A 19,588-nucleotide genomic window follows, 5' to 3' on the forward strand; every position below is an offset into this window, starting at 1 on the left:
GGTTCCGTAAGGATTGGCCCGCGTGGCTCTGAGAGTGGCTCTGAGAGGTGACTGCCTCACGCGTTCAGGGCGCGGTCGCGGGCCGTGCGGAAAGCCGTCTCCGGGTCGTGGTGCGGGTAGGACCAGGGCGCCCGGGTGGCGTGCGGGCCGATGTGCTGGAACAGGGCCGCGGCCTCGGCGGGGCGGCCGGCGCAGGACATGGCGAACGCGAGGTGGTTGAGGTCGACGTGGCGGCGGGGGTGGCCGTCGTGCTCCCACTCCAGCCACCAGTCGAAGGAGGCGCGCAGGATCCGGCGGGCCCGGGGCCCCGACCAGTGCCCGGAGGCGGCGGGGCCGGCCGGGGCCAGGCCGGTGGCGGCCAGGACCCGGTAGCGCTCGGCGTAGGCGATGACGGGCAGGAATGCCAGCGGGGAGTCCGCGGGGGCCTCGGCGGCGGCTTGCTCGGCGAGGTCGTACACCTCGTGGGCCTCGGCGGCGCCGCCCGCGGGCCGCTCGGCGAGGCGTGCGATCAGCAGGTGGTGGGCGTGGTGGTGCTCGGGGTGGCGGTGGCGCAGCTCGGCGAAGGCGGCGAGCAGCTCGGGTTCGGGGCCCAGGGTGCGGGCCAGCAGGAGCAAACCGAGCCACGGGGTGGGGTCGGCGGGGGCGAGCGCGGCGGCGGTGCGGCAGGCCTCGCGGGCCCGGTCGGGCTCCTCCTTGCCGCCCAGGGCGCGGTGGACCAGGGCCAGGGCGAGCAGGCCGGCGGCGTCGGCGGAGCCGGGTTCGGCGAGCAGCCAGTCGCGGGCCCAGGCGGCGGCGTACGGCTCGGTCGCGAGGACGGTGAGGCGGTGGCCGCGGCGGTCCCAGTCGTCGCCGGTGTGCACCAGCAGGGCGCGGGCGGCCTGTCGGCGGCCCTGGGCCAGGACTGCGCGCGCGGTGCGCAGTTCGGCGTCGTCGAAAGCGCCGTCGAAGGAGCCGTCGAGCGCGGGGTCGTGGGCGCTGCCCGAGGAACCGGCACCGGAGGGGTCCGGGGCGCCCGCGGCCGGGCCGGGGTCGGGTCCGGGGTCGGCCTCAGGGTCGAGCAGAGACGGGAGTGGGGGCACCGCGGAACTTCCTGTATCTCGGGCTGCCATCAGCCGATCACTCACAGCAAACCCCCAGCCAAGGATCGCGTCAAGCCGGACGACGGCCTTACTGGCTTCAACTACGGTGAAAGAAGGGGAACTTGAGGTGAACGAGGCAGACCGGCAGGGGGGCGGATACCCGCTTTGGGCTGATTCTGTGGCGTGCGCGATGGCGTCGTGCCGCCGGGCGGCGGACGATGGCCGTACGGTCCCGCCGTCACCGGGGCAATGCCGCCCCGGGAGCGCTACAGTCGGCCACTACGCACCCGTGGTCCGGCCCGATGATCGAGGTTCGCAGCGTGTCCGTACTGGTTCTCCTTCTCGCCGTGAGCGCGGCCTGCTGTCTGGGCTTCGGGTTCGTGCTCCAGCAGAACGCCGCCCAGGAGGCACCGCTCAGCGACTTCCTCTCCCCCCGGCTGCTGCTGGACCTGATGAAGGTGCCGCGCTGGCTGGGCGGCATCGGGCTGATGGTGGCCGGCATGATCCTGGGCGCGGTCGCCCTGGGCAACGGCCAGATCTCGCTGGTGGAGCCACTGCTGGCGACGAACCTCCTGTTCGCCTTCGCGCTCTCCCGGCACCAGACCAAGCACAGACTGAGCCACCAGGGCGCGACGGGCGTCGTGCTGCTCGCGGGTGGCGTCTCGGCGTTCATCCTCGCGGGCCAGCCGCACGGCGGCACCGCCGTCACCGCTCCGCTGCGCCACTGGCTGATCATCGGCCTGGTGGTCGGCTCGGCACTGGTCCTGACGGCCTACGCGAAACGCTCCCGCCTGATCTGGGCCCCGGTGCTGCTGGGCCTGGCCGCCGGACTGCTCTACGGCGTGCAGGACGCGCTGACCCGGGTGAGCAGCACCCGCTTCTCCGACGGTGGCTTCGCGGAGCTGTTCACCGGCTGGCAGCCGTACGGCGTGCTCGCGCTGGGCGTCACCGGCCTGATCCTGGTGCAGAGCGCGTTCGAGACCGCTCCCCTGCGCATGTCCCTGCCCGCCCTCACCGCGGCCCAGCCGCTGGCGGGCATCCTGTGCGGCGTGGGCTTCCTCGGCGACCGGCTCCGCACCGACACCGGAGCCCTGGCCTGGCAGGCGGCAGGCCTCGCGGCCGTCGTGGCAGGCATCGTCCTCCTGAGCCTGCACCCGGCGATGCCCCGCGGCCAGTCGGAGGAGGAACCCGCACGGGACCTCCAGCCGCACTGAGCCCTCGCGGGGCCTCGGCCGCACTGAGCCGGACCTGGCGATCCCGTCGGCCCTGCCGGGGTCGGTCCAGGGCACAGGCCGCCCGGGCCCGCCGCGGCTTCTGACCAACCGAGCCCGACCTGGCGATCCCCACCGGTCCCGCTCGGGCCGACCCGGGGTCCCCGACCGCCTGAGCCCGCGCGAGGCCCGGCCCCACTGAGCCCACGCGGGGCCGCCGGCCGCCTGAGCCCAATCCGGCGAAGGTCCGGGCCCCCAGCCACACTGAGCCGGCGGATGATCCCCGCCCGCCCCGCTCGGCCCGGTCCTGCTTGGATGGGTGTATGAACCCCGCTGAGGAGATTCTCGACGTCGTCGACGAGCAGGACCGGGTCGTCGGGCAGGCGCCGCGTGGTGAGGTGTATGCCAGGGGGCTGCGTCACCGGTGTGTCTTCGTGCAGGCGCGGGACGCGGACGGGCGGCTCTTCGTGCACCGGCGCACGGCGGCCAAGCTGGTGTTCCCCTCGCTGTACGACATGTTCGTCGGCGGGGTCGTGGGCGCCGGCGAGTCCTACGACGAGGCGGCGCTGCGGGAGGCCGAGGAGGAGCTGGGCGTGCAGGGCCTGGCCCGGCCGGAGCACCTCTTCACGTTCCTGTACGACAACGGGGACGGGCAGAGCTGGTGGTCGGCGGTGTACGAGGTGCGCTGCGAGCTGCCGGTGCGCCCGCAGGCGGAGGAGGTCCAGTGGTACGACTTCCTGCCCGAGGAGGAGGTCGAGCGGCGGCTCGGCGACTGGGAGTGGGTGCCCGACGGGCTCGCGGCGTACGAGCGGCTGCGGGCGTTCCGAGCGGCCCGCTGACCCGCCGGTAGGGTCCTGAGCGTGATCGGATTCGTACGGAACCTGCGGCTGTGGTTCGCACCGGAGCAGGTGCGGGCGGAGGGCGGCACGCCCGACTACCGCTTCTCCCTGGCCAACGAGCGCACGTTCCTGGCCTGGCTGCGCACCGCGCTCGCGCTGATCGGCGGCGGGTTCGCGGTGGACCAGTTCCTGCCGCACCTGCGCTGGGCCTGGCGGGCCGGGCTGGCCCTCGCGCTGCTCGGCGCCGGGGTGCTGTGCTCCCTGCGCGCGGTGAACCACTGGGTGCGCTGCGAGCAGGCCATGCGGCGCGGCGAGGACCTGCCCGCCTCCCGCTTCCCCGCGGTGCTGAGCCTGGTTGTCGCCGTGGTCGCCGTCGCGATGGTCGTGGTGGTGCTGGCCGGATGGGCGGGGTAGCCCCGGCGGGCGGCCGGGACCCCGGGCTGCAGCCCGAGCGCACCCGGCTGGCCTGGCGCCGTACGACCCTGTCCGCCTCCGTGGCCGCCGTACTCGCCGGGAAGACCGCGCTGCACGGCGGTGCGACGCCCCTCGGTGTCGTGATGTGCGCGCTGTGCTGTGGGCTCTGGCTGGGCTTCCTCTGGGTGGCCCACCGCCGGATCCACGCCCTCGCCGCACACCCCCGGCCGCCCGCGCTGCCGCCCCGGTACGCGACGGCGGCGGTGCTGTGCACGGTGGCCACGGCGGTGTGCGCGGCCGTACTCGTGGTCTAGCCCGTGGTCTAGCTCGTGGTGCGGGCCGTACTCGGGCGTTCAGTCCTCCCAGTCGACCGTCACGACGATCTTGCCGCGGGTCCGGCCCTCCTGGCTCACGCGGTGCGCGTCCGCCGTCCGGTCCAGCGGGAAGGTCTCCTGGACGTGCACGGACACGACTCCCTGTTCCGCCAGTTCGGACAGGTGTCGCAGGTCCTCGGCGTCGGGGCGGACGAAGCAGTAGTGACCGCCGTAGCCCACCACGTCCGGGTCGGCGACCGACGCCATCCGGCCCTCGGGGGCGAGCAGCTCGGCCGAGACCCTCAGCGCCTCGCCGCCGACCGTGTCGAAGACCGCGTCCACACCGCCGGGCGCGAGGCCGCGCACGCCGTCGGCCAGCCCCTCGCCGTAGGTCACCGGCTCGCCGCCGAGCTGCCGTACGAAGTCGTGGTTGCGCTCGCTCGCCGTGCCGATGACCCGGGCGCCGAGGTGGGCGGCGATCTGGACGGCCAGGGAGCCGACCCCGCCGGCCGCCGCGTGCACCAGCACGGTCTCGCCGCGTCGGACCTCCAGCGCCTTGACGAGCACCTGGTAGGCGGTGAGCCCGGCCAGCGGCAGCCCGGCGGCCTCCTCGAAGGAGAGGTTGCGCGGCTTGCGGGCGAGGGTGCGCAGGGGCGCGGCGACGTACTCGGCGAAGGTGCCCCGGGACAGGAAGTCCTCGCGGACGTAGCCGATGACCTCGTCGCCGACGGCGAACTCCGTGACGGCGAGGCCCGGCTGCACCACCACACCGCTGACGTCCCAGCCGGGGATCACGGGGAAGACGGCGTCGAGGAAGGGATCGAGATAGCCCTCGCGGCACTTCCAGTCGACCGGGTTGACGCCCGCCGCGCGCACCTTGACCAGCACCTGGTCGGGGCCGACCTTCGGGTCGCGCACCTCGCCGTAGTCCAGCACCTCGGGTCCGCCGTAGCGGCTGTAGTTGATCGCCCTCATGGTCTCGACCCTCCGGGGTCGGCGCATGTCACGCAACCGGTGTACCCCGAGTACGGCCGTCATGGACGCCGTCGGCCTATCGTGGCCCCGGTCACGTTTGCCGTCCTGTTGGCCTCGCCCACTGGACTGCATACCGACCGGTCGGCATCATGAGTCGGGTCGTGTACACCCGTTCGTAGGAGTGATGTATGAGCACCGACCACCCGCCCGGGCTCGATCTCGACCGGCTGCGCGCCCTGCTCGACCGTGAGCGGCCCGGCCTCGTGAACGGCCCGCTGACCGGACGGCTGATCGAGGGTGGACGGTCGAACCTCACCTACATGCTCGCCGACGGCACGTCCCGGTGGGTCGTACGGCGCCCGCCGCTCGGCCACGTCCTGGCCACCGCGCACGACATGAAGCGCGAGCACCGGGTGATCAGCGCGCTGCACCCCACGCAGGTGCCCGTCCCGCGTCCGGTGCTGCTGTGCGAGAACCCCGAGGACAAGGAGGTGCTCGGGGCGCCGTTCTATGTCATGGAGTTCGTCGAGGGCACCCCGTACCGCACGGCCCAGCAGCTCGCCCCGCTGGGCGAGGAGCGCACCCGGAACGCGGTGCTGTCCCTGGTGGACACGCTGGTCGAGCTGCACGCGGTGGACCCCGCCGAGGTGGGCCTCGCGGACTTCGGCCGGCCCGAGGGCTTCCTCGACCGCCAGCTGCGCCGCTGGGGCAAGCAGCTGGACGCCTCCCGCAACCGCGAGCTGGCCGGCATCGACGAGCTGCACGCGGCCCTCGGCCGCGCCCTGCCCACCTCCCCGGCCCCGGCCGTCGTCCACGGCGACTACCGCCTCGACAACGTCCTGATCGGCGCCGACGACCAGATCAAGGCCATCCTCGACTGGGAGATGTCGACGCTCGGCGACCCGCTCACCGACCTGGGCCTGCTGGTGATGTACTCCACCCCGCTGGACCTGCTCGACTCGCCCGTCTCCACCACCGCCGAGGCCCCGGGGCACCCCTCCCCGCAGGAGCTGATCGAGCGGTACGCCGCGCGCTCGGGGCGCGACGTCTCGGCCGTCTCCTGGTACACCGCGTTCGCCTGGTTCAAGCTCGCGGTGATCCTGGAGGGCATCCACTACCGCTACACGCAGGGCAAGACGGTCGGGGGCGGCTTCGACCGGATCGGCGAGCTGGTGCCCGTCTTCATCGACCACGGACTGACCACGCTGCAGGAAGGCTGACGGACATGCACTTCGCGTTCGACGCGCGCACCGAGGAACTGCGCGCCAAGCTCCTCGCCTTCATGGACGAGCACGTCTACCCGGCCGAGGCGGTGGCGGAGGAGCAGCGCGCCGCGCTCGCCTCCCCCTGGGACACCCCGGCCGTGGTCGAGGAGCTGAAGGCCGAGGCCCGCCGGCAGGGCCTGTGGAACCTGTTCCTGCCGGACGCCGAGTACGGCGCCGGCCTGACGAACCTCCAGTACGCGCCGCTCGCCGAGATCACCGGCCGCTCCCCGCACCTGGCGCCCACCGCGACGAACTGCGCGGCGCCCGACACCGGGAACATGGAGGTACTGGCGCAGTTCGGCAGCGAGCAGCAGAAGAAGCAGTGGCTGGAGCCCCTGCTCGCCGGTGAGATCCGCTCGGCGTTCGCGATGACCGAGCCGGAGGTCGCCTCCTCGGACGCCACGAACATCACCACGCGTATCGCACGGGACGGCGACGAGTACGTCATCACCGGCCGCAAGTGGTACATCTCCGGGGCGATGAACCCGGACTGCAAGATCTTCATCGTGATGGGCAAGACGGACCCGGACGGCGCGGACATCCGCCGCCAGCAGTCCATGGTCCTGGTCCCGCGCGACACCCCGGGCGTCACCGTGAAGCGCGCGATGCAGGTCTTCGGCTACGAGGACCACTCGCACGGCGGCCACGCCGAGGTGATCTTCGACCAGGTGCGCGTGCCGGTGTCGAACCTGATCGGCGAGGAGGGCGGCGGCTTCGCCATCGCGCAGGCCCGGCTCGGCCCCGGCCGCATCCACCACTGCATGCGGCTGATCGGCATGGCCGAGCGGGCCATCGAGCTGATGTGCCGGCGCGCGGTGTCCCGTAACGCCTTCGGAAAGGCGCTGGCCCAGCAGGGCGTGGTCCAGGAGTGGATCGCCGACGCCCGGGTGACGGTGGAGCAGCTGCGGCTGCTGGTGCTGAAGACGGCCTGGCTGATGGACACCGTCGGCAACAAGGGCGCCCATACCGAGATCCAGGCCATCAAGATCGCCACGCCCCGGGCGGTCACCGCCATCCTCGACCAGGCGATCCAGCTGTACGGCGCGGGAGGCGTGAGCCAGGACTTCCCGCTGGCCGAGCTGTACGCGGCGGCGCGCACCCTGCGGCTCGCCGACGGCCCGGACGAGGTGCACCAGCGGTCGCTGGCGCGGCGGGAGTTGAAGAAGTACCTCTGACGCTCGCGTGAGCCGCCGGCCCGCCCGAGCCGTTGCGGGCTCTGACGTCCGCTACGGGCGCAGGGCCCGCATGAGCAGGTCGGCCAGGTGGTCGGCGACCTCCTGCGGGCTGAGCGGGCCGTCGGGGCGGTACCAGGTCGACAGGTGGTGGACGGATCCGAAGTGGTAGTCCACCACCAGGTCGGCGGGGGTCGCCGTGGAGAAGACGCCCTCACGCTGGCCCTCCTCGACGAGCGCGCGGAAGCGTTCGTGGTAGCGCCGGCGCTCGGCGCGCACCTGCTTGCTCTTCTCCGGGCTCAGGTGGTGCATCGAGTAGAAGAAGATCATCGTGTCGTCGAGGTTCTCGATCGTCGTGACGACGACGTCCGCCGCCGCGTCCCTGAGCCTCTTCTCCACGGGCGCGTCGGCGTTCGCGAACATGTCCAGCCGCTCCTGCTGGAGGCGCAGCACGCGCGCGTACACCTCGTGCAGCAGGTCGTCCTTGGAGCCGAAGTAGTGGTACAGCGCCCCCTTGGTGACGCCGGCCGCCTCCACGATCTCCTGCACCGAGGTGCGGTCGTAGCCCCGCTCGGCGAAGAGGCGGGTGGCGGCGGCCAGCAGCCGCTGCGGAACAGGCGTCCCGTCTCCGTCCGTCGTCCTGGGCACTGCCGCCACCTGCCTTTCCGTGAGTCTCTGCCGAGCGTGGTCTACGAGGTCTGCCGATTGTCGTGCGCGCGGGAACGCAGTTCCCGTCGGAGGATCTTCCCACTCGCCGCCCTGGGCAGGTCGGGCAGGATCTCCACCTGACTCGGGTACTTGTATGCGGTCAGTCTCTCCCCGCAGTACACCGCGGGTTCATCCGGGTCCGCCCCGGTGCCCGGACGGAGGCTGATGTACGCCTGGACGGTCTCCCCGCGACAGCCGACGGGCTCACCCCGCGACAGCCGACGGGCTCACCGGGCGGCCTCCCACTTCTGCTGGATGTGGTTCATGTTCGCCAGCCAGCGGTCGGGAGTGCCGGCCCGCGCCTGGTAGTACTCGGCGACCTCGGGGTGCGGCAGGATCAGGAAGCGGTCCTCCGCCATGCCCCGGAACAGGGCCTCGGCGACGTCCTCCGGCTCGATCGCGGTGGGCCGCAGGACCAGGTCGCCCGCGGTGCCGGTGGCGGCCAGCATGTCGGTGCGCACGCCCTGCGGACAGATCGCGTGGACGTTGACGCCCCGGTGGCGGTACGTCAGCGACAGCCACTCCGCGAAGGCCAGCGCGCCGTGCTTGGTGGCGCTGTAGGAGGGGGCGCCGATCATGGTGAGGAGTCCGGCGGCCGACACGGTGGACACGAACCGGCCCCGACCGCGCTCCAGCCAGTCCGGCAGCAGGGCGTGGGCCGCGCGCACGTGCGCCATGACGTTGACGTCCCAGGACAGCGTCCAGGACTTCTCGTCGAGGGGCTCACCGGGACCCTGGTCCTCGAAGGCGACGCCGGCGTTGGCGCAGTAGACGTCCACGGTGCCGCCGAGCGCGTCGCGGGCGGCGCCGACGATCGCTGAAGCATCCCCGGGCACGGCGATCCCGCCGATCTCCTCGGCGACCGCCTTCGCCCTGTCCCCGTCCAGGTCGTTCACGACGACCCGGGCCCCTTCGTCGGCGAACCGCCGGGCCAACGCGGCCCCGATCCCCCCACCCGCTCCGGTGACGACCACTCCCGCATCCTGCACGGCTTCCACCATCGGTCTCCTTCGACACGAGCTCGCGCGGCACGCGACGGCTGTGGCGGCCCAGACTAACCAGTCGGTATGTAAGTACGGAAGGGCTGACACCCTAAGGGGCGCGGGACAGGATCGATTTGCGGCTCCGCCGCGTGGGCGCGATCAACTACAAACGGCCCGCAGGCTGCCACACTTCCCGCGGGAGCGCTCAACGTGGAGGTCACCCCATGCACCTGTCCAGAAGAGCCTTATTCGCAGCAGCCACGGCCACCGCCTCACTCGCAGCAACACCGGCAACCGCGGACGACAGGAGCCTGCGCACCGGCTTCGAGCACTTGCAAACCGACGGTTACCGTCTGCTCAGCGGCCAGCGCATCGGCATCGTCACCAACCCCACCGGCATCACCCGCGACGTCCGCCACATCGTCGACGTGATGCACGCCGACCCCCACGTCAAGCTCACGGCGGTGTTCGGGCCCGAGCACGGCTTCCGCGGCACCGCCCAGGCCGGCGGTTCCGAGGGCCGCTACGACGACCCGGCGACCGGACTGCCCGTCTACGACACGTACTTGAAGAGCGGCAGCGCTCTCGCAGACGTGTTCACCGCCTCCGGCGTCGACACGGTCGTCTTCGACATCCAGGACGTGGGCGCCCGCTTCTACACGTACATCTGGACCCTGTACGACTGCATGGAGGCGGCCCGGCTCGCGGGCAAGCGGTTCGTCGTGCTCGACCGGCCGAACCCGGTGACCGGCCGGTCCGCCCAAGGGCCGGTGCTGCACAAGGAGTTCGCGACCTTCGTCGGCCGGCAGCCGATCGCACAGGCGCACGGCATGACGGTGGCCGAGCTGGCCCGGCTGTTCAACGGGGAGTTCCTGGGCACGCCCGTGCAGCTGGAGACCGTACTGATGACGGGCTGGAAGCGCGATCGGTTCTACGACGCCTCCGGGCTGCCCTGGGTGCCGGCGAGTCCCAACATGCCCACCCCCGACACGGCGTTGGTGTACTCCGGCACCTGCCTCTTCGAGGGCACCAACCTGTCGGAGGGGCGGGGCACGACCCGGCCCTTCGAACTCCTCGGCGCCGAGGGCATCGACGGGCGCTGGGCCGCCGCCGTCGGCGAACTCGGGCTGCCGGGCGTGCGGTTCCGGGAGGCGTACTTCGCGCCTACCTTCTCCAAGTTCCAGGGCAAGACGGTCGGGGGCGTGCAGATCCATGTGCACGACCGGGCCGCCTACGACCCCGTACGCACCGGGATCGCGCTGCTCATCACCGCGAAGAAGGTGTGGGGCGGGTTCGCCTGGCGCTCGGACAACTGGATCGACAAGCTCACCGGTTCCGCCGGGGTGCGCACGATGATCGACGCGGGAGCGGGCACGGACGAGGTGGTCGACGCCTGGCAGGAGGAACTCGCCGCGTTCCGGAGGATTCGAAAGGAATATCTCCTGTACAGCTGAGCCGTACTGTATGGCCAACCTCGGCCCGCCGCGGGACGATGCGCCCACAACGCACCGTTTGCGGGGTCGAGGGAGCCTGGCATGGCGGATCCGGGAATGAGCGTGACTCCCTACTGGGAGCTGACCTTCGATGCGGACGGGGACATCGACGGCCCCGAACGCGACCAGCTGCTGGCGCAGGTCACGGGCCGCGGTGTCCGTGACCTGATCGTCTTCGCGCACGGCTGGAACAACGACCGTTCGGACGCGACCGCGCTGTACCGCGCCTTCTTCGCGCCGATCCCCGCGCTGGCGCCGAAGGCGCGGATCGGGTACGCGGGCGTGATCTGGCCGTCGATGCGGTTCTGCGACGAGCCGATCCCGGACTTCCCCAGGTCCACGGTGGCCGCTCAGGCGGCGCCGGGCCCGGCGCTGGACGCGGACACCCGGCAGGCGCTGGCGGCGGCCTTCCCGGGCCGGGCCGGCGTACTGGACCAGGTGGCCCGGCTGCTGGCGGAACAGCCGCGTGGGGACGCGGGGTTGGACGAGTTCGGGCGGCTGGTGCGGCAGCTGGTCGACACCGCGGCGGACGGCCCGCGCGCGGCGGACACGGCGGGGCCCGCCGAGGAGGGCGAGCCGGCCGTGCTCGGCGGGGACGCGGCGGCGCTGTGCGAGACATTCGCGCAGGCCCTCACCGGTCTCGAAGCCGCGGGCGCGACGGCCGAGTTCAGCCTGCCGAACCCCTGGGAGGGGGCCAAGGAACTGCTGCGGCAGGTGACGTACTACACGATGAAGCGGCGCGCGGGGACCGTGGGCGAGCGTGGACTCGGGGCGTTCATCGGACGGTTGGCCACTGCGGCGCCGGGCGTTCGGGTGCATCTGGTCGGGCACAGCTTCGGCGGGCGGCTGGTGTCGTTCGCGCTGCGCGGGCTGCCCGACGGAGTGCGCACGGTGAAGTCCGTGACGCTGCTCCAAGGAGCCTTCTCGCACTACGCGTTCGCCGAGCGGCTGCCGCAGGACGCGGACACGGCGGGTGCGCTCAAGGACCGGCAGCGGCGGATCGACGGGCCGTTGGTGTGCTGCCACTCGCGCTTCGACCAGGCGCTCGGCACCTTCTATCCGCTGGCCTCGCGGCTGGCGGACGACGACCGGTCCCTCGCCGGGGACCTCGTCGGCGAGGTGCTGGGCGCCCGGTGGGGCGCCATGGGCCACGACGGGGTGCAGGCGGTGCCGGGTACCACCGGCATCGACCTCGCCGCGGCCCTGAACGGCGGGCTGCCCGCGTCCGGCTGTGTGAACGTCGACGCCGCCGCGGTCGTCCGGCGCGGCGGACCGCCGAGCGGGGCGCACAGCGACATCGTGCACCCGGAGCTGGCGCGGGTGGTGCTGGCGGCGGGCCGTATCGCCTGACCCGCCGCCGGCACCAACACCGCTGCCGGCACCGGCTGGAGCGTCAGCGGTGCGAGGTGTACTCCACGACCTGCTGGAAGGTCGGCCGGTTCTGCCAGCTGATCCTGCCGTGCTTGATGCCGCCCAGGACGCGCTGGGCGATCGAGTCGGCACACCACTGGTCCCCCGCCGAGCACTGGTCGTCGCCCGGGTAGACCTGGGCGGCGGTCAGGCCGGCGGCCTGCTTCACGGTGCTGATCAGCGTGTCCCGGCAGGCGCCGAGGCTGCCGTTGCCGCAGTACGTGTGAGCCAGGCCGCCCTGGACGTTCTCCCCGAGCACGGACCGGATGTCCTTGTCGACATAGCTCCACCAGCCGTACTGGAAGGCGCTTCCGGCGTGCGAGCCGGTGGGGCCGTGGCCGGCGGACGGGGACTCGTCCACGGGCAGGTTGCCGGTGAACGCGCTGTACAGGTCGCTGCCCAGGCCGGGTTCGAACTCCGCCTTCACCAGCAGCGGCCACCAGGCGTCCAGGATGCGGATCGCGTCGGCGTTGGCGTACGCCTTCGAACCGGCGGAGGTCTCCGTGCGCTTGGCGCCCGCGGTCAGCCACGCCTGGAGCTTGTTCACGGCGTCGGCCGCGGTGGTGTCGGTCACGGGCGAGGAGTTGATCACCTTCAGCAGCTTCGGCAGCACGTCCTCGGCGCGCAGGTCGGCGAGGGCCGCGTCCGCCATGGCCTGCACCAGCTTGGCGCGGGTCACACCGCCGGCCGCGACCAGCTTCTTCACCCGGTCCTCCAGCAGGTTCCCGCGGTGCACGGAGCCGTCGCCCCAGGACGCGGTCGTGTAGTCCTTGGCCTGCTTGTTGTTCCAGGAGATGTAGTAGTCCTGGTCGATGGAGTTGGGGTGGCTTGCGGGAGAGGTGTAGTCGGCGGTGTTGGTGGCCGGGTTCCAGTTCCGCCACTCGTACGCGGGCTGCGCCCAGACCGGGAACTCGGCGTCGACGCCGCTCGCCCGGACCGGGTTGTCACCGCTGTTGTAGTAGGCGGTGTGCTGGGAGTCGGCGTAGAACCAGTTGAAGGTGTAGTTGATGTGCTGGGCCGCGCTCTGGAAGTCCTTCGGGCCCTTGACGTAGTCGGGGTCGTTCAGCATCTGGAAGCCGATGATGGAGTCGGCCTCGTGCAGGTAGGAGGAGCGCAGGGTGGTGTAGGCGACCTTCTTGCCGCCGACGGTCGCGCGGTACTCCACCGGCCCGTACTTCGTGCGCCACGCGCGCATCGTGTACGACCCCGCCGGCGTGCCGTCGGCCGTGGTCGGTGACCAGGAGTTCTTCTGCTCGACCTTGTCCATGGCCGTGCAGGTGCCGTGGTACAGGTAGTGGTAGTCGTCCTGGCACAGCTCGACGGCGTAGGTGTCGATGATGTCCTGGCCGGAGGTGGTCGCGCTCCAGGAGTAGTCCTGGCCGCGGCCGAGTTCGACGTACATGCTCAGGCCCGCGAAGGAGGCGCCGCGGGCGCTGATGCCCGGGCCCTGGATCTCCTGGAGCAGGAGGAGTTGCGGGGCGAAGTAGCCGGTCTGGGGGCCGAAGACGGCGATGGGGTGGCCGCTGGCGGTGTACTTGCCGCTGACCACGAGGGCGTTGGACATGCCGCGCCGGGCGGAGCCGAGGGTCGCCTTCGCCGCCGTGGCGGAGGTCTTCTTGGCGCTCGCGGTGGCGGCGCTGCCCGTGCGGTCGTACACGAGCGGTTCCTGGGTCACCGAGCCGGCGTCGGGCAGGGCCTGGCCCTGCGCGGTGGCGGGCTTGGCGCCGTACGGGAAGCTCTCGCCGTTGTGCACGGTGAGGACGGCCTCGGGATCGTTGCGCTCGCGGAACGACTCCCAGACCTTGGTGCCCTCCTCGACGCCGTACTTGGACTGGGCGGCGAGCAGGGACATGGCGTTGCTGACCTCGCCGCCGCCTCCGGCGCCGAACAGGGAGCCGATGACCGAGGCGAGCGCCACCAGGTCGGTGACCTTGAAGTGGGCGATGGTGCCGGCGTTGGTGATCGGGTCCTTGTGGCCGGTCAGGTCGTACTCGCCGGGGAAGTAACGGCCGCTGTCGGAGGCGTCGATGTAGGAGTTGATGCCGTCGAGGTAGGCGTTGACGTCCGCGAGGGCCTGCTGGCCGCGGGCGCCGTTGTTCGCGACGGCATTGTCGATCTGCGCCTGGAGGTCGGCCTCGGTGTACGGCGCGTTCCGGTAGAACTCCTGCTCAAGGCCCTGGTTGGCCGCCGCGCCGCCCGCGAAGGAGGTCAGCTGGCCGCGGCCCACGTGCCGGAAGACGTCCATCAGCCACAGCCGGTCCTCGGCCGCCGCGTATCCGGCGCCGAACTCGGTGCCGTACCGGGTGGTGCCTGTGATGTGCGGCACACCGGCCTTCTTGTCGCGGACGATCGTCACGTCGCTGCGGCCGCCCGGCTTCTCGGTGGAGGCGACCTGGTCGGAGGGGACACCGAACGAGGCGTCGTTGAAGAAGGTGTTGACCGTCGAGTCGGTGAGGCCCTTGTAGCCCGTGGCCAGGTTGGCGTACGGGCCGAGCTGGTCCTCGGCGTGCGCGGGCTGGGTGCCGAACACCTGGTTCAGCAGGATCTGGGCGAGGGTCGCGTTGCCGTTCTCGCCGGGCGGCAGGATGTCCGAACACTGGCCGCCGCAGTAGTCGTTGGAGGCCGTGGCGGTGGCTGCGGAGGCCGCCGCCTGGCCGAGTGGGGAGAGCAGACCGGCGACGAGGACACATACGGACGCGGTCTTCAGGAACCCGGGGAATCTGCGAGACGTTCTCAGTACGTCAAGGGCGATGCGTGGGGTTCGCCGTGGCATGGCAGCTCCTACCGACGTGGGGTGCGCAGACGTTACCGCCGGTATCCCCGAGTTTGAAGATGAACATGCGTCATGTTTCTGGAGTCGACGAAGGAAGAGGAAGAACAGATGGAGCCGAATCGCCTGTCGATACGTCTATTCGCCGACGTCGTGCGAAGTCCGTGCAGTGACGCCGAAGTGACCGAAGTACAGGTGCAGGTGTAACGGAGGTGCAAGGCGATGGCCGGTTTCCGGAGTCTGGCGAGACAGGTACGCGACCCGGACTGTGACCTGGCGCTGCGGCGGTACTCCCTGCGCAAGTGCCTTGAGAAGTTCGCCCCTTACGGGCATCGGGCGACCTGGGACCATCTGTGCTCCCGGGCGGGTTTCGGCCCCGAGGACCGCTCCCCCAACCCCGTGCGGCTGGTGGCCGCGCTCGAGGAGCTGGAGGAGGCGCGTACCGTCTGGCTCGCCTACGAGACCGAGTTCACCGAGCGCCGCAGGCGAGAGAAGCACGACGGGCTGCGGCGGCCGGGCAGCGTGGACGACTGGCACCGGCTGACCTGGGGCGGGTTCGGGGTCGCCTGGTGCGACGATCCGCGGGTGCATCCCGACGAACCCCTGGCGGAGGTGCTGCGCCGGCTGATCGCCGCCCTGCGGCGGGTACCGGGCGGGTGCTGCCCGGTGTGCGGCGGCGAGCGCCTCATCTGGAAGTACGGCCTGGACCACGAGCCTTCGTCCGGTCCGGTCTGCACGGACTGCGGAATCCTGGTTCCCCGTCCCGTGCTCACACCCCAAGCCCTGGCCTACGCCAGGCGTGAACAACTGCTGATGTCTGCCTGACCAGCGGATCGAACCGGGGGTGCGCCGGGGGAGGCACCCCTTGTCAGCGGTGTCCTTGTCAGTGCTGTCCGGCACCATCGAGTCATGGTGCAGGTATGTCTGAACGGGCGCCGCACGGCCGCCGACGGCGCGCGGGTGCCGTTGTCCCCGCAGGACATGGCCGGGTCGGCGGCGGAGGCTGTCGCGGCCGGGGCCACAGAGATCCATGTCCACCCCAAGACGCCCTGCGGGCACGACAGTCTGTCCCCGCGGGTGCTCGCACCGACGCTCCACGCGCTACGGGCGCGGGTGCGCGTGCCGGTCGGGGTGACCACCGGCGCCTGGGCCGAGCCCGACCCGGACGCGCGGCTCGCCAGGGTGCGCGGCTGGACCGTGCTGCCCGACTTCGCCTCGGTCAACCGGCATGAGCCGGGCGCCGAGAAGCTGGCCGAGCAGCTGCTCGGCCTGGGCATCGGCGTCGAGGCGGGCCTCAGGTCCGGCACCGACGGGGCGGAGCGGTTCACGCGCTCACCGCTGGCACCGAGGGTGCTGCGGGTGCTGGCGGCGGTGACCGACCCGGACCCGGCGACCGCCGAGGCCTCGGCCCACGCCCTGCTGGCCGCCATCGGCACGGCACACGGCCGTCCGGTGCTGCTGCACGGCGAGGATGGCGGCACCTGGCCGGTGCTGGGGCTGGCCGGACGCCTGGGCCTGGCCACGCGCATCGGCCTGGAGGACACCCTGGTCCTGCCGGACGGCCGACCCGCCCGCTCCAACGCCGAGTTGGTGAGGGAGGCGCTGCCGCCTACCGCTCCACCATGAGCCTCGATCCGGACTGCCGTTCACCGAACACGTCGTCCGGGTTGGACAGGACACAGGTGTCCAGGGACAGGCACCCGCAGCCGATGCAGTCCGTCAGGTGGTTGCGCAGGCGGTTGAGCTGCTTGATGCGCTCGTCGAGTTCCGAGCGCCACACCTCGGAGAGACGGGCCCAGTCCTCACGGGTGGGGGTGCGCTCCTCGGGGAGCTGGGCGAGGGCCTCGCGAATCGTGGCCAAGGGGATCCCGACCCGCTGGGCCGCCCGGACGAAGGCCACCCGGCGCAGGGTGTCACGGCTGTAGCGGCGCTGGTTGCCGGAGGTGCGGCGACTGCGGATCAGGCCCTTGGCCTCGTAGAAGTGCAGGGCGGACACGGCGACGCCACTGCGCGCGGACAACTGGCCGACGGTCAGCTCGTGGATCTTCTCGGGAAGCTGGGGCACTCCTCCAAGACTACCCACCGGTTCGGGCGAAGAGCCGTTGACATCGACCCTCCACCCGAGCATGCTAAGCAGTTGCTTAGAGATGCGAGCGCGAGTGAGAGGCCGGGAAGATGGCAGAGCCGAGGACCTTCACCTCCCCCGACGAGCTGAAGGCTGCCGTGGGCGAGCAGCTGGGCTACACGGACTGGCTGGAGGTCGACCAGAAGCGGATCGATCTGTTCGCCGAGGCCACCGGGGACCACCAGTGGATCCACGTGGACCCGGAGAAGGCCGCCGCGGGGCCGTTCAGGACGACCATCGCGCACGGCTATCTCACCCTCTCCCTGCTGCCGATCTTCGGCCCGCAGCTGATGCAGGTCGAGGGCGTGAAGATGGGCGTCAACTACGGGACGAACAAGGTCCGTTTCCCCGCCCCCGTCCCGGTCGGCTCCCGGCTGCGCTCCACCGCGACGATCACCGGCGTCGAGGCGGTGAAGGGCGGCGTCCAGGTGACCGTCGCCTTCACCGTGGAGCGCGAGGGCGGCGACAAGCCCGTCTGTGTCGCGGAGTCGGTCGTCCGGTACTACGTCTGAGGCGCGGCCTGGTTCGACCCCACCATCCGCAGCACGAGGTCGGCGTAGAGTGCGCCGACCTGCTCGGGGGTGCGCGGGCCGTCCACGGTGAACCAGCGGGCCACGTCGATGCACAGCGACAGCACGGCGAGCGTGGTGCCGTGCACGTCCAGCACGTCGAACTCGCCCGAGGCCACGCCGTCCTCGATGATCCCGCGCACCTCGGCGTCGACCTGGCGGCGCAGCGCGACGATCTCCGCGCGGGCCTCCGGGCCGAGCGCGTCCAGCTCGTACTGGACGACCCGCGCGGTGGTGCGCCGTCCGGCGTGCCAGCGGACGAAGGAGCTGACGGCGTCGGCCAGCCGCTCGGTGGCGCTGCCCTCGCGCCGCGCGGCCGTGCGCAGGATGTCGAGGGCCTTGTCGTGGCCGATCCGGCTGATCCGGTGGAGCAGCTCTTCCTTGGTCTTGTAGTGGATGTAGAGCGCCGCCGGGCTCATGCCGGCGCGGCCGGCGATGTCACGGGTCGTCGTCGCGTGGTAGCCGCGCTCGGCGAAGGCCTCCACCGCGGCGACGAGCAGCCGCCGGGCCGCGTCAGGGGTGACCTCGTCCCACGGCTCGACCTCGCCGCCGGTCGTCTCCTCCGCCGTACTCATCGCTCGCTCGCCCCTCTCGGTCAGGAGCACCACCATACCGCCGAAGGTGAGCGGGCGCTTAGTGTGGCCGCCGGGAGCGAGGCGAAAAGATCAGCCAATACTTGTCGGAGCCTTCAGATCTTTTCGAAGGGGTCGTGCTCGGCGAGGAGCTTCTCCAGCCGCGCCTGGTCGACGCGGCTGACGATCTGCCCGGCCTCCTGGCGGTCGCGGACCACCTTGGCGAGGGTGAAGGCGGACGTGACGAGGTAGAGGACGGCGATGGCCAGGAAGGCGCGCACCCAGGCGTCGGCGCTCAGCTGGTAGATGCCGACGGCGGTGGCGGCCATGGCGACCGAGAAGGACGCGACGGCCTGACCGTAGAAGGCGGCCGTGCTCTGCTGCTTGACGGGTGTGTCACTCATGGGACGAGCATCCGCCGGACGTGGCCCGCGCCACATCCGCCGGGATACTCAGACACGTACTCAGACACTCACGCACTCATGCACTCACGCACTCATGCACTCATGCACTCACGTGCTCAGAACGCCGAAACCCCGGTCAGGGAACGCCCGATGAGGAGCTTCTGGATCTGGCTGGTGCCCTCGTAGAGGGTCATCACGCGGGCGTCGCGCAGGAGTTTGCCGGCCGGGTACTCGTCGATGTAGCCGTAACCGCCGAAGACCTGAAGGGCGTTGTTGGCGGCGCGGACGGCGGCCTCGGAGGCGAACAGCTTGGCCTTGGAGGACTCGACGGCGAACGGCTGCCCGCGGTCGATCAGATCGGCGACCCGCCAGGTCAGCAGGCGCGCCGCGTCCACGTCGACGGCGATGTCGCTGATCAGCTCCTGCACCAGCTGGTGGTGGGCGATGGGCTTGCCGAACTGCTCCCGCTCCCCGGCGTACCGGACGGCCGCGTCCAGCGCGGCCTGGGCCAGGCCGACGCAGCCCGCGGCCACCGACATCCGTCCCTTGGCGAGCGCGGACATGGCGACGGAGAAGCCCTTGCCCTCCTCGCCGAGCAGCGCCGCGGCGGGCACCCGGACGTCCTCCAGCACCAGTTCGGCGGTGGCCTGGCCGCGCAGGCCGAGCTTGCCGTGGAGGGTGCGGCGGCTGAGGCCGGGGGTGGCGGTGGGCACGAGGAAGGCGGAGACGCCCTTGTGACCGGGGGCGTCCGTGGAGCGGGCGAAGAGCAGCACGACGTCGGCCCAGGTGCCGTTCGTGATGAACATCTTGCTGCCGTTGATGACGTAGTCGTCGCCGTCGCGCACCGCGCGGGTGGTGAGGTTGCCCGCGTCGGAGCCGGTGCCGGGCTCGGTGAGCCCGAAGCAGCCGACGTACGCGCCGGCGGTCAGCCCCGGCAGCCACCGCCGCTTCTGTTCCTCGCTGCCCCAGGCGGCGACGGTCTTGGCGACGAGGCCGAGGGAGACGGACACGATCCCGCGCACCGACGAATCCCCGCGGCCCAGTTCCTCGGTCACCAGGCAGTACGCGAGGTGGTCGCCGCCGGAGCCGCCGTACTCCTCGTCGATGGTCAGACCCAGGAAGCCGACCTCGCCGAGCTTCTTCACGATCCCCCGGTCGACCTCCTCGGCGCGGTCCCAGGCGACGACGTGCGGGGCGATCTCGCGCTCCACGAAGTCCCGGGCGAGCTGCCGGACGGCGGCCTGCTCCTCGCTCAGCTCCAGGTTCACCACGCGATCACCCCACA

General features: G+C 71.7%; 20 protein-coding genes and 1 pseudogene. 11 read left to right on the forward strand and 10 right to left on the reverse strand.

Annotated features, from left to right (window positions below):
* Nucleotides 1-56 precede the first annotated feature (56 nt).
* Nucleotides 57-1,061: a hypothetical protein gene (locus ACWD35_RS04280; protein WP_451349714.1), complete on the reverse strand. Its 1,005-nt coding sequence runs from the start codon at nt 1,059-1,061 to the stop codon at nt 57-59.
* 338 nt (nt 1,062-1,399) lie between these two features.
* Between ACWD35_RS04280 and ACWD35_RS04285 the strand changes: the two genes are divergently transcribed.
* The 4 genes from ACWD35_RS04285 (at nt 1,400) to ACWD35_RS04300 (ending at nt 3,857) form a co-directional block, all read left to right on the forward strand.
* Entirely contained in the window at nt 1,400-2,293 is an 894-nt protein-coding gene (locus tag ACWD35_RS04285) for a DMT family transporter (protein WP_451349602.1), read from the forward strand.
* A gap of 320 nt (nt 2,294-2,613) precedes the next feature.
* Entirely contained in the window at nt 2,614-3,129 is a 516-nt protein-coding gene (locus ACWD35_RS04290; RefSeq protein ID WP_451349603.1) for an NUDIX domain-containing protein, read from the forward strand.
* Nucleotides 3,130-3,150: 21 nt separating this feature from the next.
* The gene (locus tag ACWD35_RS04295; protein ID WP_451349604.1) at nt 3,151-3,543 is read left to right on the forward strand and encodes a YidH family protein; all 393 of its coding nucleotides are present in this window, start codon (nt 3,151-3,153) and stop codon (nt 3,541-3,543) included.
* Entirely contained in the window at nt 3,531-3,857 is a 327-nt protein-coding gene (locus ACWD35_RS04300; RefSeq protein WP_451349605.1) for a DUF202 domain-containing protein, read from the forward strand. Before ACWD35_RS04295 ends, ACWD35_RS04300 begins: the two co-directional genes overlap by 13 nt.
* Nucleotides 3,858-3,896: 39 nt before the next feature.
* Here ACWD35_RS04300 and ACWD35_RS04305 read toward each other — a convergent pair whose 3' ends face one another.
* Complete coding sequence (locus tag ACWD35_RS04305; RefSeq protein WP_451349606.1) at nt 3,897-4,832, reverse strand: NADP-dependent oxidoreductase; 936 nt, start codon at nt 4,830-4,832, stop codon at nt 3,897-3,899.
* 188 nt (nt 4,833-5,020) lie between these two features.
* On the opposite strand from ACWD35_RS04305, the gene ACWD35_RS04310 reads away from it, so the two are divergent.
* The gene (locus ACWD35_RS04310) at nt 5,021-6,052 is read left to right on the forward strand and encodes a phosphotransferase family protein (RefSeq protein WP_451349607.1); all 1,032 of its coding nucleotides are present in this window, start codon (nt 5,021-5,023) and stop codon (nt 6,050-6,052) included.
* A gap of 5 nt (nt 6,053-6,057) precedes the next feature.
* Nucleotides 6,058-7,272: an acyl-CoA dehydrogenase family protein gene (locus ACWD35_RS04315; RefSeq protein WP_451349608.1), complete on the forward strand. Its 1,215-nt coding sequence runs from the start codon at nt 6,058-6,060 to the stop codon at nt 7,270-7,272.
* Between the two features lie 51 nt (nt 7,273-7,323).
* Here ACWD35_RS04315 and ACWD35_RS04320 read toward each other — a convergent pair whose 3' ends face one another.
* The 3 genes and pseudogenes from ACWD35_RS04320 to ACWD35_RS04330 form a co-directional block, all read right to left on the reverse strand.
* Complete coding sequence (locus ACWD35_RS04320; protein ID WP_451349609.1) at nt 7,324-7,917, reverse strand: TetR/AcrR family transcriptional regulator; 594 nt, start codon at nt 7,915-7,917, stop codon at nt 7,324-7,326.
* Between the two features lie 41 nt (nt 7,918-7,958).
* Nucleotides 7,959-8,186: pseudogene (locus ACWD35_RS04325) on the reverse strand (AMP-binding enzyme); the annotation flags it as partial.
* 18 nt (nt 8,187-8,204) lie between these two features.
* Complete coding sequence (locus ACWD35_RS04330) at nt 8,205-8,978, reverse strand: SDR family oxidoreductase (RefSeq protein WP_451349610.1); 774 nt, start codon at nt 8,976-8,978, stop codon at nt 8,205-8,207.
* A 206-nt stretch (nt 8,979-9,184) separates the two neighbouring features.
* Between ACWD35_RS04330 and ACWD35_RS04335 the strand changes: the two genes are divergently transcribed.
* Complete coding sequence (locus tag ACWD35_RS04335) at nt 9,185-10,414, forward strand: exo-beta-N-acetylmuramidase NamZ family protein (protein ID WP_451349611.1); 1,230 nt, start codon at nt 9,185-9,187, stop codon at nt 10,412-10,414.
* A gap of 81 nt (nt 10,415-10,495) precedes the next feature.
* Nucleotides 10,496-11,803, forward strand: coding sequence for a serine-threonine protein kinase (locus tag ACWD35_RS04340; protein ID WP_451349612.1), 1,308 nt, complete (start codon nt 10,496-10,498; stop codon nt 11,801-11,803).
* A 43-nt stretch (nt 11,804-11,846) separates the two neighbouring features.
* Here the strand turns inward: ACWD35_RS04340 and ACWD35_RS04345 are convergent, their stop codons facing one another.
* Nucleotides 11,847-14,636, reverse strand: coding sequence for a penicillin acylase family protein (locus tag ACWD35_RS04345; RefSeq protein ID WP_451349613.1), 2,790 nt, complete (start codon nt 14,634-14,636; stop codon nt 11,847-11,849).
* Between the two features lie 219 nt (nt 14,637-14,855).
* Here ACWD35_RS04345 and ACWD35_RS04350 point away from each other — a divergent pair, with 219 nt between their 5' ends.
* Together ACWD35_RS04350 and ACWD35_RS04355 are read left to right on the forward strand one after the other, a co-directional pair.
* Nucleotides 14,856-15,458, forward strand: coding sequence for a hypothetical protein (locus ACWD35_RS04350; RefSeq protein ID WP_451349614.1), 603 nt, complete (start codon nt 14,856-14,858; stop codon nt 15,456-15,458).
* A gap of 84 nt (nt 15,459-15,542) precedes the next feature.
* A complete protein-coding gene (locus ACWD35_RS04355) occupies nt 15,543-16,259 on the forward strand; it encodes a 3-keto-5-aminohexanoate cleavage protein (protein WP_451349615.1) in 717 nt (238 codons plus the stop codon).
* Here the strand turns inward: ACWD35_RS04355 and soxR are convergent.
* Nucleotides 16,243-16,698 carry a redox-sensitive transcriptional activator SoxR gene (gene soxR / locus ACWD35_RS04360; protein WP_451349616.1) on the reverse strand — a complete coding sequence of 152 codons (456 nt, stop codon included), beginning with the start codon at nt 16,696-16,698 and terminating at the stop codon, nt 16,243-16,245. The genes ACWD35_RS04355 and soxR overlap by 17 nt on opposite strands.
* 110 nt (nt 16,699-16,808) lie before the next feature.
* On the opposite strand from soxR, the gene ACWD35_RS04365 reads away from it, so the two are divergent.
* Nucleotides 16,809-17,270: a MaoC family dehydratase gene (locus tag ACWD35_RS04365; RefSeq protein WP_451349617.1), complete on the forward strand. Its 462-nt coding sequence runs from the start codon at nt 16,809-16,811 to the stop codon at nt 17,268-17,270.
* On the opposite strand, the gene ACWD35_RS04370 is transcribed toward ACWD35_RS04365, so the two are convergent.
* The 3 genes from ACWD35_RS04370 to ACWD35_RS04380 all read right to left on the reverse strand — a co-directional run bounded on the left by ACWD35_RS04370 (nt 17,261) and on the right by ACWD35_RS04380 (nt 19,571).
* Nucleotides 17,261-17,902, reverse strand: a complete 642-nt coding sequence (locus ACWD35_RS04370) for a TetR/AcrR family transcriptional regulator (RefSeq protein WP_451349715.1) — start codon at nt 17,900-17,902, stop codon at nt 17,261-17,263. The genes ACWD35_RS04365 and ACWD35_RS04370 overlap by 10 nt on opposite strands.
* Before the next feature lie 113 nt (nt 17,903-18,015).
* On the reverse strand, nt 18,016-18,303 hold the full coding sequence (locus ACWD35_RS04375) for a YiaA/YiaB family inner membrane protein (protein WP_451349618.1): 288 nt from the start codon (nt 18,301-18,303) through the stop codon (nt 18,016-18,018).
* A 116-nt stretch (nt 18,304-18,419) separates the two neighbouring features.
* Entirely contained in the window at nt 18,420-19,571 is a 1,152-nt protein-coding gene (locus ACWD35_RS04380; RefSeq protein WP_451349716.1) for an acyl-CoA dehydrogenase family protein, read from the reverse strand.
* Between the last annotated feature and the right edge of the window lie 17 nt (nt 19,572-19,588).

Source organism: Streptomyces sp. NPDC002671 (genome assembly GCF_053592475.1).

Coding starts and splice junctions, on each gene's coding strand:
- ACWD35_RS04290 (WP_451349603.1), top strand. CDS start 2,614: ATGAACCCCGCTGAGGAGATTCTCGACGTCGTCGACGAGCAGGACCGG.
- ACWD35_RS04300 (WP_451349605.1), top strand. CDS start 3,531: ATGGGCGGGGTAGCCCCGGCGGGCGGCCGGGACCCCGGGCTGCAGCCC.
- ACWD35_RS04305 (WP_451349606.1), bottom strand. CDS start 4,832: ATGAGGGCGATCAACTACAGCCGCTACGGCGGACCCGAGGTGCTGGAC.
- ACWD35_RS04310 (WP_451349607.1), top strand. CDS start 5,021: ATGAGCACCGACCACCCGCCCGGGCTCGATCTCGACCGGCTGCGCGCC.
- ACWD35_RS04315 (WP_451349608.1), top strand. CDS start 6,058: ATGCACTTCGCGTTCGACGCGCGCACCGAGGAACTGCGCGCCAAGCTC.
- ACWD35_RS04330 (WP_451349610.1), bottom strand. CDS start 8,978: ATGGTGGAAGCCGTGCAGGATGCGGGAGTGGTCGTCACCGGAGCGGGT.
- ACWD35_RS04335 (WP_451349611.1), top strand. CDS start 9,185: ATGCACCTGTCCAGAAGAGCCTTATTCGCAGCAGCCACGGCCACCGCC.
- ACWD35_RS04340 (WP_451349612.1), top strand. CDS start 10,496: ATGGCGGATCCGGGAATGAGCGTGACTCCCTACTGGGAGCTGACCTTC.
- ACWD35_RS04345 (WP_451349613.1), bottom strand. CDS start 14,636: ATGCCACGGCGAACCCCACGCATCGCCCTTGACGTACTGAGAACGTCT.
- ACWD35_RS04350 (WP_451349614.1), top strand. CDS start 14,856: ATGGCCGGTTTCCGGAGTCTGGCGAGACAGGTACGCGACCCGGACTGT.
- ACWD35_RS04355 (WP_451349615.1), top strand. CDS start 15,543: ATGGTGCAGGTATGTCTGAACGGGCGCCGCACGGCCGCCGACGGCGCG.
- ACWD35_RS04365 (WP_451349617.1), top strand. CDS start 16,809: ATGGCAGAGCCGAGGACCTTCACCTCCCCCGACGAGCTGAAGGCTGCC.
- ACWD35_RS04370 (WP_451349715.1), bottom strand. CDS start 17,902: ATGAGTACGGCGGAGGAGACGACCGGCGGCGAGGTCGAGCCGTGGGAC.
- ACWD35_RS04375 (WP_451349618.1), bottom strand. CDS start 18,303: ATGAGTGACACACCCGTCAAGCAGCAGAGCACGGCCGCCTTCTACGGT.